Origin of the sequence: Moorena sp. SIO1G6, assembly GCF_010672795.1 — a bacterium.
GTDB classification, from domain to species: Bacteria; Cyanobacteriota; Cyanobacteriia; order Cyanobacteriales; family Coleofasciculaceae; genus Moorena; species Moorena producens.
The window spans coordinates 18,074-30,584 of the sequence record NZ_JAAHFZ010000005.1 but is presented as its reverse complement, the minus strand read 5'-3'; the positions used below and the strand labels follow the sequence as shown (position 1 = coordinate 30,584).

At 43.0% G+C, this 12,511-nt stretch carries 10 protein-coding genes; 5 read left to right on the top strand and 5 right to left on the bottom strand.

Going from position 1 to position 12,511, the window contains the following annotated elements:
- Window positions 1-38 precede the first annotated feature (38 nt).
- Together F6K63_RS06420 and F6K63_RS06415 are read left to right on the top strand one after the other, a co-directional pair.
- On the top strand, window positions 39-1,139 hold the full coding sequence (locus F6K63_RS06420; protein WP_287311311.1) for an NACHT domain-containing protein: 1,101 nt from the start codon (window positions 39-41) through the stop codon (window positions 1,137-1,139).
- Window positions 1,127-3,298, top strand: coding sequence for an NACHT domain-containing protein (locus F6K63_RS06415; protein ID WP_287311309.1), 2,172 nt, complete (start codon window positions 1,127-1,129; stop codon window positions 3,296-3,298). The genes F6K63_RS06420 and F6K63_RS06415 overlap by 13 nt, the downstream gene beginning before the upstream one ends.
- Window positions 3,299-3,302: 4 nt before the next feature.
- Here the strand turns inward: F6K63_RS06415 and F6K63_RS06410 are convergent, their stop codons facing one another.
- From F6K63_RS06410 to F6K63_RS06400, 3 genes are all read right to left on the bottom strand, one after another.
- On the bottom strand, window positions 3,303-4,994 hold the full coding sequence (locus tag F6K63_RS06410; protein ID WP_287266849.1) for an ArnT family glycosyltransferase: 1,692 nt from the start codon (window positions 4,992-4,994) through the stop codon (window positions 3,303-3,305).
- Window positions 4,995-5,299: 305 nt separating this feature from the next.
- The gene (locus tag F6K63_RS06405) at window positions 5,300-6,256 is read right to left on the bottom strand and encodes an isoaspartyl peptidase/L-asparaginase (protein ID WP_071106740.1); all 957 of its coding nucleotides are present in this window, start codon (window positions 6,254-6,256) and stop codon (window positions 5,300-5,302) included.
- Between the two features lie 141 nt (window positions 6,257-6,397).
- The gene (locus F6K63_RS06400) at window positions 6,398-6,556 is read right to left on the bottom strand and encodes a DUF2256 domain-containing protein (RefSeq protein ID WP_075904077.1); all 159 of its coding nucleotides are present in this window, start codon (window positions 6,554-6,556) and stop codon (window positions 6,398-6,400) included.
- A gap of 535 nt (window positions 6,557-7,091) precedes the next feature.
- Here F6K63_RS06400 and F6K63_RS06395 point away from each other — a divergent pair.
- Window positions 7,092-7,289: a hypothetical protein gene (locus F6K63_RS06395; RefSeq protein WP_287266850.1), complete on the top strand. Its 198-nt coding sequence runs from the start codon at window positions 7,092-7,094 to the stop codon at window positions 7,287-7,289.
- Between the two features lie 21 nt (window positions 7,290-7,310).
- On the opposite strand, the gene F6K63_RS06390 is transcribed toward F6K63_RS06395, so the two are convergent.
- Window positions 7,311-7,445: a hypothetical protein gene (locus F6K63_RS06390; protein WP_271968796.1), complete on the bottom strand. Its 135-nt coding sequence runs from the start codon at window positions 7,443-7,445 to the stop codon at window positions 7,311-7,313.
- A gap of 620 nt (window positions 7,446-8,065) precedes the next feature.
- Here F6K63_RS06390 and F6K63_RS06385 point away from each other — a divergent pair.
- A complete protein-coding gene (locus F6K63_RS06385) occupies window positions 8,066-8,359 on the top strand; it encodes a DUF8820 family protein (RefSeq protein WP_071106738.1) in 294 nt (97 codons plus the stop codon).
- A gap of 240 nt (window positions 8,360-8,599) precedes the next feature.
- On the opposite strand, the gene F6K63_RS06380 is transcribed toward F6K63_RS06385, so the two are convergent.
- On the bottom strand, window positions 8,600-10,846 hold the full coding sequence (locus F6K63_RS06380) for an FdhF/YdeP family oxidoreductase (RefSeq protein WP_287311308.1): 2,247 nt from the start codon (window positions 10,844-10,846) through the stop codon (window positions 8,600-8,602).
- A gap of 607 nt (window positions 10,847-11,453) precedes the next feature.
- On the opposite strand from F6K63_RS06380, the gene fdhD reads away from it, so the two are divergent.
- Window positions 11,454-12,302, top strand: coding sequence for a formate dehydrogenase accessory sulfurtransferase FdhD (gene fdhD / locus F6K63_RS06375; protein WP_009149402.1), 849 nt, complete (start codon window positions 11,454-11,456; stop codon window positions 12,300-12,302).
- Window positions 12,303-12,511: the final 209 nt, after the last annotated feature.

Genomic DNA, 12,511 nt, shown 5'->3' with positions numbered 1-12,511 from the left:
ATAATAATTGTTTGTTGACGGAAAATGGAGCTTGCCCTATGACTTGGGAAATTGCTTCTGTTGTTGCTGAATCTGTTGCCCCTATTTTAGGGAGAAAAATTCAAACTAGGCTAACTCCTGCCGACATCCACAAAGCAGTAGAGCAAGGACTCAAAGCTGCCCTAATGCGAGAAGAACCTTTGGCACCAGAGCAGCGCCTTTTTTATTACTCCGCTCCTGATGCGATCGCGTTTTTTCTGGAAGACTTTTTCCAAGATAGGGAAGTACAGGAGGAATTACACAAACCCCTCCAAGAGGATAACAAAATACCCTTAACCCCTCTACTTGTGGAGAAATTTAAGCAGGTAGCCTCAAACTATGCCCCCACTCAACCACAAGATAGTTTTATTCTTCCGTGGATGGAAACCTTTGTCAAGACTTATAGTGAAAAAACCAGCAGTTATTTAGAATTTCAACTAACTAAGGAAAACTATTTCCTGCAAATTTCCAACAGGGTTGATGAGGTTAAGTTTGCTGGGATGTTGGTAGGGACCCAGGATGGAAACCATGCCGTTAAGCTTGACCAAATTTTTGTCATGCCTGAGGTGGAAGTGTTACATCCTCCTAGTAGTCAGCGACCGGTAGAGTTTTGGCTGGATCATCCTCAGATAGCATTACCCAGTAAGCCATGGCAACCATTGCGAACGCAAACGGCTCAACAAAAAACTCTTGCCCAATCTTTATTAGCGGTAAAAACCTGGCAGGCTACCTCTACTAAATCCCGGAACGTGATGCTACTGGGTGCGCCTGGTTCAGGTAAAACCACCTTAATGAATTATGTTGCTGTAATGTTAGCCCAGAAGCAACCAGAAGCAATTGGGTTAGCGCCAGATATTGACTGGCTGCCGATTTTAATTGATATCCGGGATTGGGTCGAGTATTCAGATATCAGTATTCTAGAGTATGCACGGCAGTTTGCGGAAAAAAAACTATTACTGAAATCCCTGCCTAAAGGTTTCTTTGAACATTGGTTGGAGGATGGACGAACAGTGATTTTGCTCGATGGGCTCGATCAAGTCACAGAACCAGCCAAAGGTGAGCAAGTCGTAGGGCAAATTAAAGATTTTATCCAGCAATTTCCTAACAATTGGGAATTATAACCTCCGATAACGACCGTTACCTTAACTCAAATTACCCCTGGGATTTTTTATGGAACAAAAAATTTTATCACTATCAACTTCAGTTATTTGATGACAGTAAAATTGAAGAATTTATTCAGCGCTGGTACTATAGTCAGATTCAAGACAAAGCAGAAGCACAACGACTGAAAGAAAGCCTGATCAACCTACTATCTGAGCATGATCAGATTAGAAACCTGGCAAGACATCCCCTATTGTTAACGATTATTACCCTAATTCACCGCTATCATTTCCGATTGCCTTTGGAGCGCTATCAGCTTTATGACCAGGCAGTAGACCTGTTATTAACCTCCTGGGATAATAAACCAGATATTAATAAACCAGATATTAATAAACCAGATATTAGTAATAATCAGACGCTGAAATATCTGGGATTGAATGATTGCAGACGATTGATGGAACGTCTCGGGTATTGGATGCATACCCAGGATAGTAAAAAGGAAAAAGATAAAACGGAGAAAGAAGGTAGGATAGTAATTAATCGAGATGAACTGATCGCTTGGTTTGGTAGAGAAATTAAAACCATGAAACAGATTCAGTTATACGAGGCCAAGGCAGAAGCCAAACGGTTGGTTAATTTAATTAGCGTTCGCGTAGCGGCTCCAAAGGAGCATCGCACTGGCATTTTAACACAACAAGGGTTGGATGGTTACGCCTTTATCCATAAAATATTTCAAGACTATCTGTGTGCTCAAGAAATTAACTATCAAGCCGATAATGAAGGGAATTTTGATATTATCCTGAATCATATCCAAGACTATCTCCATGACTCCCAGTCGCAAGACGTCTTGCTCCTACTAATTGCTCAGCTTAAACCCAAAAAAGCCGCTAAAGCAATTCAGGAAATTTTCAATAATGGCAGTGAGTATGAGTCTTGGTTACATCGTGATTTATTATTTGCTGCCACTTGCATTGCCGAAAATCCTCAACCCTTGAAGATAGCAGATAATTCACTAATGCAAGAAATTTTAGCAGCATTAGTTACCCTAGCAGCCAGTGATTCACGGCGCGTTGGTTACCAAATTCATCAGCAGGTCTTTCAAACCCTTTCCGACTTGAATCAGACTGAGATTAAACTTGACGTTTTACAAGTATTGAAAGATATAGCAAACTCTCATAAAGATACACAATCCCAGGAAAGCCAAGTCGAGTTAGGGCAAAACCAATTAGGGCAAAAACAATTAGGGCAAAACCCGACAGTCCTCAAAACCTTTTTGGCAGGGCTAGAAGATAAAAATAATACCGTGCGTCACCAGGCCAGTGAGATATTAACTAGTGATAGATTAACTAGTGTAACTAAATTAGACTATCCCGACTATTATCTCACTACTACCGAGCACACTAGTCTTCAAAAAAATATTCAGAACTTATCACTAAGCGCTATTGTCAGATTAGACAATACTTCAGAAAGCTTAGTAAATACATTGCTGAGCTGGCTAAAAGATGACGATGCTACCATTCGTTCTGAAGCAGCTTTAGCATTAGGTGAATTGGATCAGGTTTCTGAGCCAGTAGTGAATAGCTTGTTGATGGGGCTAAACGATAAAAATGCTCGTGTTCGTTACTCCAGTATCTGGGCATTGGGCAAATTGAAGCAGCATGGTAAAACCGTTGTGAGTGCCTTATTGACAAGGCTAAACGATCAAAATTCTCGTGTTCGTTGCTTGAGTGCTTCGGTCTTGGGTAAATTAGACCAGCATAGTGAAAGCGTAGTCAGTGCTTTAGTCACATGCCTCAAAGATAAAGATTCTGATCTTCGTTGTGCCGCTGCTACTGCTTTAGGTCAGTTAGGTAATGGTCAGTTAGGTAACCTTTCTGAAACAGTGATCAGTGCCCTACTACCACAGCTAGAGGATCAAGATTCTGATGTACGTTGTGCCGCTATTAAAGCCTTAAGCCAGTTGGGTAATTCTTCACAAGTTGTGATCACTGCCTTGCTGGGGTGCCTCAAAGATGAGGAGTCTGGTGTACGAGCCTCAGCTGCTGAGACCTTGGCTGAGTTAGGTAAACCATCTAGTTATGTGTCCAGTGCTCTTGCACAATGGATTGAGCTGCACCAAGCCTCAGACTATGTTGGTAGTGGGATTGATGCTCTATGGAATTTGGAGAACCCAAAGTAGGTTATTAGTTATAGGTCAGATCATTTTTGGCAAAAATCACCATTCTATTCTGAAGAAAATCAATAGTTTTAGGATAAATCCATTCTGGAACCTTTGGAGATTCTTGGTCAAATACAATGTGATAAGGATAGTTTTCCTCTAAAAGATCGCTAAAAAATTTGTATAGGGAAGGATAGTCATTTTTAAGACGGACAATAAATCTTTTGTAGTAGCGGGAATTAACCGCAATATAGTCTGGTTTTCGGTCTTTCAATCTCTCAAGGTTATACCATTGTGTATCTTCTTCTCTATCTTCCTTCTCCCAGCGTATATGTGTTGACCACTGCAGGCGTGCCATGATCCAGGGATTATCTTTAAATAGACGGCTAAACTTTTTTTTACGTCCGCTAATATCTGGCATTATTTGTTCTGTTAAAATCACCCCTGGTATCTTACTAAATTGTGGAGAATAGGCACTCGATTCTATTGAACTTCCCTTTTCAATATTTGTTTTTACCCACTCTTGAGCTACCATTCGAGGGTCTTCTGTAAAACGCTTACCCACATAAAAACTGCAAATCAAGTTGTAACTTAAAATAACTAGTAAAAGTCCAATCATTAACCGCCGATTTCCCTTGATTTTATTCCAGAATACACCAGAAATAATTAAACCAAAAGGAACTATTGGCATTACGAAGCGAGTTTCCATTCTCGGAAAAGAGCCAAACTTAAAATAATATAATAAAAATACACTAAAAAGTAACAATATCCCTTTATGTTCGAGGGGTTTTTCCTTGTCTACAGCAAGACTATAAAAACAAAATAATAAGCCAAGCAAAAACACTAACCATGATGGTAAACCGATAATTTCTTGGATGGCGACAACAAATTCCCCAAAACTATTCCCTTCTGCAATTCCCCCATAGACAGGGGTGACAATATAGTTGTACCAAAAATGCTCCCAAAAAGTAGAATAGTCAAGTAAGGCAAAGGGATTGCATACCAAAAAACCAATAACGACCATCGAAAGACCAATAATAAGTTTTTTGTCGAACAGTAATTTTTTCCATTGCCTCAATGATATTGAAGTAATGGAAAGAACATGAGCAACAACAATTCCCATTCCTATTGCCAAACCATTATATTTAGTAGCTGTGGCAATTCCCGTGCAAAAACCAGCTATAACATAATCCGATAACTTGCCAGATAACAAAATATTTTGAGCGAAATAGAAGGATAATAACATCCAAAACATTACGGGAATCTCTGTTGTCAAAAAATGACTAAAGCTGATGAAGCCTGCGCTGGTAGCAAAAATAATTGTCACTAGGCGAGCTGGGAAAACCCCAAAAAACCTCTTGCAGATCTGATAGACTAAAATAATTGAACCTAAAAACAGAAAAACTGTTAGCATTCTTGACCAGAGGAGTTTAGCTGGATTAATATCATCGGCGGATAGATGTAGAGTATTGCCGATTAATTCAAAGGGTAAAACAGATAAAAAGTAAACAAAATAGGTATGAAAAGGTGGCTTCTGAAATGATTCTGGATTGAAAGGTAATTTTCCAGCTTGAAAAAGTTCTTTAAAGCCCATTTGGTCAGGATTCCATTCTTCCACCCATCCCCAATTAATCCCGTAGATACAGAAAACTAGACCCAAGAAAAGAGCAAATAGCAAAACCTTGTCTAATTTTTTGAGCATTTTAGCACTATTCATATCATGTCTGCTTGATTACTTACGATACAGCAGTTTTCAATTGGGTTAGGTACTTTCGTCTTGGGTTTTAGGGAGCAGGGACTGCAGTCGCTCTCAGAAAAAATGGCTAAAAGTATTGCTAGGCAACGCTTTTAGCCATTGAGATACTATTTAGTATAAAAAATCAATTATCAAAATCTCAAAGCTATAAACAATAGTAGTTTGAGGCGACTAAAGTATATAGCTTAGTCTAACAGGTACCGAAAAGCCATTAATAATAACTATCAAGATTTCAGCATCCTGTATCCGTAAGTTGTCAGATACCCTTAAATCGAGAGAAATTCCACATCCTTAGTCATATTCAACGTATCCACAATCTTTTCCCCAGTATGATAAGCCGCTAGCAGAACTTCACTAGTTTTGCCCCATGCGATCGCACCATTAGCATCTAGAGCGATAGCGGCAAAATCTCGCTGATTCTTCCGAGCTTCCTTAAATGAACGCTCCATTGCATTCACCAGGGATGAACCATCAGTGACTCGCACCACAATCCGTGCTGCTAGACACTCTTCCATAATGTCTTCCCCGATACCGGTGCAGCTCACTGCTGCATCAGCAGTAGCGTAATTTCCTGCTGGCATCGCCGAGTCGCTGACGCGACCAATCCGTTCAAAACCCTTACCACCAGTAGAGGTCCCTGCTGCCAGATGACCCCGGCCATCTAGTACAACCACACCAATGGTTCCCCGTCGAGCTTCAGAGCTCGTCACCAATTCGTCCTCAGCAATAACTCCCGCCATCTTATGGCTAAAATTGGCCTGCCTTTCTTGGAGCCACTCTTGTAACCGCAGCTTCGTCATAGGATTGTAAACCGGGAGTTGAAGGTCTCGTAACAATTCTGCAGCTCCATAGTCCGACAGCACGCGGTCATCGGAGCCTTGCAACGCTTCTGCCAGCTCAATCGGATGCTGCACTCGCGACACATTAATCACACCGCTGAAGCGTTGAGATTGACCTTCCATCAGGGACGCACTCATCCGGATTTGCCCATCTGATTGCAACACTGAACCGGTTCCAGCATTAAAGCGGGGGTCATCTTCTAACAGTTGGCAACCTCGGACAACAGCATCAGTCGCACTAGTACCGTTCACTAACAAGGCATAAATCTCCTCAATAATTGAGTGGAGGGACTTGCGAATCGCATCAGCCCCTCCTTTGCCTTTTATAGAACTACCAGCACCACCGTGGATAATGACTTTGGGACACACCGTCTTCACAAACATACACAATACTGAAGAAAATATTAAGGATTAAAACATTTAGTGTGAATTATGAGACTCTGATGTGTCAAGTGTGAAAATATACAAAACCCGAAAAACTGACTAAGAAAATTTCTCGATCCAGCCCTGGTTATCCTTGATACCTCATCTCTGCTTCACGCCAGATTTCCGTCTGCGACAGCGCTCTGAGCAATATTTGACTTCCTCCCAACAATCTTGCCATTTTTTGCGCCATGTAAACGAACGTTGACAAACAGGGCAAATTTTTGTTGGCAGGTTCGATTTCAATTGCTGGCGTGTCATATTAGTTTTATTATAGATTATAAATACCTATAATTGTAACAATTTATTAACTTATATCAAGTTTAATTAAAACAATTTACAAAAGTTAATTGTTAATTGTTAGTTAATTGTTAATTGTTAATCGTTAATTGGTAAGCATTCAGCTATCAGCTAATGCGCTACTTGAGGTGCTACTTGAGGTGCTATCAGCTTAAGTATTCAGCTATCAGCTATCAGCTATCAGTTATCAGCTATCAGTTATCAGCTATAGCGGTTTTTAAGCTAGTAAGGTACAAGTTTTTGGCTTTTAGGGAGCAGGGACTGAGGCCGTAGGCCACGCTTCGCGAACGGAGCAGGGAGCAGTAAAGTCGGAAGAGGAAAGAGGTAAAAAGTTTTGTGTACCTCATTAGGCTAAAAACCGCTATATAAGTTATCAGTTATCAGCTATCAGTTATTAGCTTTCAGTAGACTTCGCGGCAGTTGTCGGGAACAGCGGATCACCGGAACAGGGAACAGTGGACAAGAATTGACGCAAAGCGATGCAGAGGTGCGACCCGTGGCGAATTTAATTACGGGTCAAACGCACCATTACGGTCTTGGGGAGGCAGTGCGGTCTTGGGGAGGCAGCGCGGTCTTGGGGGTTTCCCCCATGAGCGACTGCCGTGGTTCCCCCCATGAGCAACTGCCGTGGTTTCCCCCACTCGCGCTTTGCATCAAGAACACTATTAGAAAAATACTTTTGCAAGAGGTCTAGTCAACAGCTGACGGCTGAAGGCTAATAACTGATAGCTGACCCCTGACCGCTGACCGCTGAAGGCTGACCGCTGACCGCTGACCGCTGACCGCTGACCGCTGACCGCTGACCGCTGACCGCTGACGGCACCTCAAGTAGCGTGAGCCTTAGGCTCACGGCTGAATGCTTACCTATCAGCTAAAGGCTTGTGGCCACGCTACGGGAAAAGTTTATGCCCATAGCGTGGCCAACGGCCAACGGCTGACCGCTGACCGCTGACCGCTGAATGCTTACGTTAATTGTTAATTGTTAATTGACCACTTTTGAGTTTTGATTGTCTATAGCAATTCTAAATAGGTTGTGAAATTTCACGGGGGCAGGATACCCGTACTCACAAGGATTTTGGGTTTCTGAATGTTCACAACTCGTTTATAAAACCTATTTTTCATACTTATCAAGTACTTTGTCCTAGGTTTTAGGCAATAGGTAGTAGGCAATAGGGAGTAGGCATAAGCCAATTGACTGTACATCATTACTAGGAGAAATGCTATAGTAAGGGGAAAAAGAACCCCTATTATCAAGTCAGGTTGAATACCCATAATTAGAGGGAGGGTGGGGAGGGTGGGAAGTCTGGTGAGATAGGGAGATGGGGAGATGGGGAGATGGGGAGATGGGGGAGATTTTTATTAAGGGTAACTATCCCGACATGATCTATGACCTTTCCCAACTAAATCGATAACTAGATAACAATTAATCAAACTAACAATTAATCACGCTAACAACTAATCAAATAAGCTATGCAACCTATTCGACAAGGGGACGTTATTTTACTTCCTGTAGAGCAAATCAATGGACAACAGTTACCTCACCTAACCCTAGCAGAAGGGGAGGTAACTGGACATTCTCATCGCATCAGTGATGGTGTTGCTCAGTTATACGAAAAAAATGGCATCCTTTATCTACAAGTTGTTTCAGAAACAGCAACCTTAACTCACGAAGAGCATAAGGCCATAGAGCTTCCCTATGGTAGCTGGATGGTGCGAATTCAACGGGAATATGAACCTCAAGGATGGCGATATGTTGCTGACTAATATCATGTCCGGTTGACTACTTATATAGCACAGGGAGTAGGGAGTAGGGAGTAGGGAGTAGGGAGTAGGGAACAACAATTATCACAATTCCTACACGGATCCCTATTCAAACTTGTAACGTGAAACTTGATAACTTGTAAGTTGTAAGTTGATAACTTTTAACTTACCAATTACTAATTACTAAGCATTCAGCTGACGGCTGACAGCTGACGGCTGTATGCTTACCTCGATACTATCTCCTTAAATCTTATCCAGTTGAACCAAAGCATTGTAGTCTGGAATATCTACTTCAGGCGATCGCTTACCTTTATCCAATAGCACATTTCCTTCAGGCCAATGTACCTGTAAATTTCCTGGTGTAATCGGTGCGATATGGATGTGTCCTTGGAATTGACCCTGTTGATTCCTCAGAATTACGGCATCGCCATGGTTTAATCCCAGTTTTTTAGCATCTACCTGACTAATCAGCACCGCCTCTCGCTTTGCACCAGTAATGGCATCTTTCTGTTCTTGCACCATGCTGTTAAATTGCTTACCTCGCCTGGTGGCTACTAGGAAATGACCGTCTGGCAGTTCTAACTTCGGTGGAGATAAGGGGGAAAAATGGGCTAACCCATCGGCTGTGGGGAAATTCCAGCCAAAGCAAAGATGGGAACCGCCATACTGGAACTGATCACCAGCTTCCTTAAGATGTTGGATACCAGCATACTGGGGGATAACCTGGGCAATTTCTGCCCGAATCGCGGCTGTGCTATCAAAGTGTAATTTATCTGCTAAATCCGGACGCACTCGCCGTGCTAGTTCCATAAACACTTCCCACTCCGGACGGGCTTCCCCAATCCGAGGGCCAGGAATTTCTGGACTGAAAATCACCCTTCTCTCGGTACTGGTTTCAGTTACTCCCCCTGGGATTTCGTAGCGAGTCGTGGCGGGTAACAAGACTACGGTTTCTCCAGGTTCTACTAACATTTGACTGGAGAGGACAATATCCATATGGACTCTCAGAGGGATTCGCTGTAGTGCCTCTTTGATATATTCTGGTTCTGGCAACACCTCCAGGAAATTGCCTCCTACAGAAAATACTATATCCAACTCCCCTGAATGGGCAGCATCAATCATTTCTGCTGCTGTTAATCCTTTGGTGGTGGGGACCTCAAACTGCCATTGTTGGCTGAGCTTGGCAGCATTTTCTGGAGTAATGGGCTTGCCACCAGGAAAAACCGTGGCATAGCATCCCATTTCTGCTCCTCCTTGCACCCCAGAGTGCCCCCGAATCGGCATTAAGCCACAGCCTTCTCGACCAACAAACCCTTTGGCTAAGGCTAGGTTAATGATGGCTCGCACATTATCTTCCCCACACTGATGCTGGGTAATACCCATGCTCCAGACAAACACAGCTTTATCAGCTTCAGCTAGCATCTTGGCAAAGGCATACATATGTTTACGGGAAGTACCAGAAAGCTGTTCTAGTTCTTCCCAGGATTGGTTAGCTAGGGTTGCTTTTAATTGCTCAAAATTAGTCGTATGATTTTTGATGAAGGATGAGTCTACCCAATTATTGGCAATCATCTCCTTGAGCGTGCCATTGAGGAATGCCATATCCCCACCCATATTGATTAAAAAGAAGTCTTCGGCAAATTTAGTACCAAATAAGGCACTTTCTGGTATCGAAGGCACCCAATAGCGTTCCATACCTGGTTCTTGGTAAGTGTTAATTACCACGATTTTGGTACCAGCCTTCTTAGCCCAGTGGAGATACTTAACTGTAACTGGTTGATTGTTGGCAACGTTAGAGCCAATGAATACTAATAAATCTGTGCCAATCCAATCTTTATAAGAACAAGTAGTAGCTGCTACTCCTAATCCGGCTTTAAGTCCAGCAGTACTGGGAGAATGGCAGATGCGAGCAGCATTATCTATATTATTAGTCCCGATCGCCCGCACTGCTTTTTGGGCAGCGTAGTAGGTTTCATTTACTGTACCTCTACTGGTTAGATAAACGCTAAATCGGTTGGTGCTGCTATCGGTGGGTGAAGGGGAACTATTCCGTAGGGAATCGCTGATTAATTCCAGTGCTTTATCCCAGCTAATTCGACAGAATCCTTTCTCCCCTCGTTGCCGCATCATGGGGTAAGGAAGCCGTCCCAAATCCCGCAGTTGGATACTTTTTTTTCTCTGAAGCTGGGAGACATCTGCTAAGATTTGGGGGTCAAATGCTGCCATGGTATTCATCCGCAACAACCGTAGCCGGACATTACAGACATGGACGCCATCAAGAGTCCAGTCTTTCATACCAGTAGTGCCAAGGGCGCAACCGTCGCACACTCCCTGATTTAAGATATCCCAAGCATAGGATAACTGGTCTCGGTTTTCCCAAGCTGCTCTGAAGACTTCCCAATAATTGTTCGGGTATTGTTCACCAATACCGAATGGTTTCCAGTTTGCCCAGTGGGAAGGAGTCCAGCCTTTTTTGGGTTGACGCAGCATGAGTTTGGAGTAACGTTAAAATCTGGTTACTTGATCACGTTACCATAAACTTTAGCAGACAAACTATTACGTAATATTAATTTTTTATTTATTACTAATTAGAGCAATAAAAGTAGAGTTTAGGACATAGTTTTTTTGGGAATAGGGAACAGGGAATAGGGAACAGGCAACAGCGAAGATAAATATGTATTAACCGTCAGCTGTCAGCTATCATGCTGAAAATAAACCTGTTTCGGGATAATTTAATAGTTCGAGATTGTATCGAATTTAAAGTCTGGGGAAAAGCCCTTGGCCTATGGCCACGCTACGCGAACAGCTTTCCGTAACAGAGATTAGCAACAAAGCTCCTCAAGTAGCTTAGCCATTCCCGTAGCGTGGCCATTCGCGTAGGGTGGCCCAAAGGCCAAGGCCAACGGCTGATATCTGAATGCTTACTCTTAACCTTTACTTCGACTGCTATACAAAAGATTGGGAAGCACCTATCCTATGCCTAAAAAATTTGTAGCACTATTAGATACTATTAGATAAGATTAGCCAAATCATTAAACTACCGATCAGGTCATATAGCAGTTCCCAATTGGGTATTGAAAACTGCTATCAACCAACTATGAATCAGCACCGTAGCAAAACTAAATCCCAAGTCTGGGTATTGGAAAACAGCCAAGTGCGATCGCGTTTAGATCAACTGGCAACAGAGGAACCCTTGGAAATTCGCCTGACCTCTCCCCAGAAAACCGTAGCTGTGACTATGCGCACCCCAGGGGCAGATTTTGAACTAGCAGCCGGGTTCCTCTACAGTGAAGGAGTTGTAAGGCATCGGGATGATATTCAACGGATTAGCTACTGTGTGGATGCTAATCGAGATGGTCAACAGCGCTATAACATTGTGAATGTGGCCCTGAGGGAGGAACTGACTCCAGATTTGCAGCCCCTGGAACGTCACTTTTTTACCACTAGCGCCTGTGGAATTTGTGGAAAAGCCAGTCTTGAGGCACTACGGTTGCGAGGGTGTCCAGTGATGTCTGATAGCCTGGAAGTCAGTACTGAGGTGATTTACAGCCTCTCGGAACAGCTGCGTTCCGCCCAATCAGTGTTTTCCACAACTGGGGGAATCCATGCTGCTGGGTTGTTTAATACCCAAGGAGAGTTACTATCCTTACAAGAAGATGTGGGACGTCACAATGCTCTGGATAAATTGGTGGGTTCAGCCTTATTAACTAATCAACTGCCCTTAAGCGATCGCATTGTGATGGTCAGTGGGCGCTCTAGTTTTGAGATTTTACAGAAATGTCTGATGGCTAGGGTACCGATTGTTTGCGCAGTATCTGCTCCCAGCAGTCTAGCGGTAACCCTAGCCAGAGAGTTTGGGATTACTCTAGTGGGATTTCTGCGGGGAAAACGGTTTAATGTTTATTCTGGCAAAGAGCGTATTTCTAGTTTGTGTGATCATGGTTGAGATGTCAGCATTCAGCGGTCAGCTGTCAGCGGTCAGCATTCCGTAACTCAGATTAAACTTTTGCTTACCTATTGTCTTGATGCAGTCGCTTATTCAAAAGCTGTTTGCTGTAGCTTATCCTATACCCATAAGCAGATCAAGTACTGTGGCACAGGCTAGAAGCCTGTGCCACGCATGAGCTGATAGCTGATAGCTGATAGCTTACGCTA

What these genes read in the sequence shown, in the direction of transcription:
- fdhD (WP_009149402.1), top strand. Translation starts at nt 11,454, where the DNA reads ATGAATCAGCACCGTAGCAAAACTAAATCCCAAGTCTGGGTATTGGAA.
- F6K63_RS06420 (WP_287311311.1), top strand. Translation starts at nt 39, where the DNA reads ATGACTTGGGAAATTGCTTCTGTTGTTGCTGAATCTGTTGCCCCTATT.
- F6K63_RS06400 (WP_075904077.1), bottom strand. Translation starts at nt 6,556, where the DNA reads ATGACACGCCAGCAATTGAAATCGAACCTGCCAACAAAAATTTGCCCT.
- F6K63_RS06410 (WP_287266849.1), bottom strand. Translation starts at nt 4,994, where the DNA reads ATGAATAGTGCTAAAATGCTCAAAAAATTAGACAAGGTTTTGCTATTT.
- F6K63_RS06405 (WP_071106740.1), bottom strand. Translation starts at nt 6,256, where the DNA reads ATGTTTGTGAAGACGGTGTGTCCCAAAGTCATTATCCACGGTGGTGCT.
- F6K63_RS06380 (WP_287311308.1), bottom strand. Translation starts at nt 10,846, where the DNA reads ATGCTGCGTCAACCCAAAAAAGGCTGGACTCCTTCCCACTGGGCAAAC.
- F6K63_RS06385 (WP_071106738.1), top strand. Translation starts at nt 8,066, where the DNA reads ATGCAACCTATTCGACAAGGGGACGTTATTTTACTTCCTGTAGAGCAA.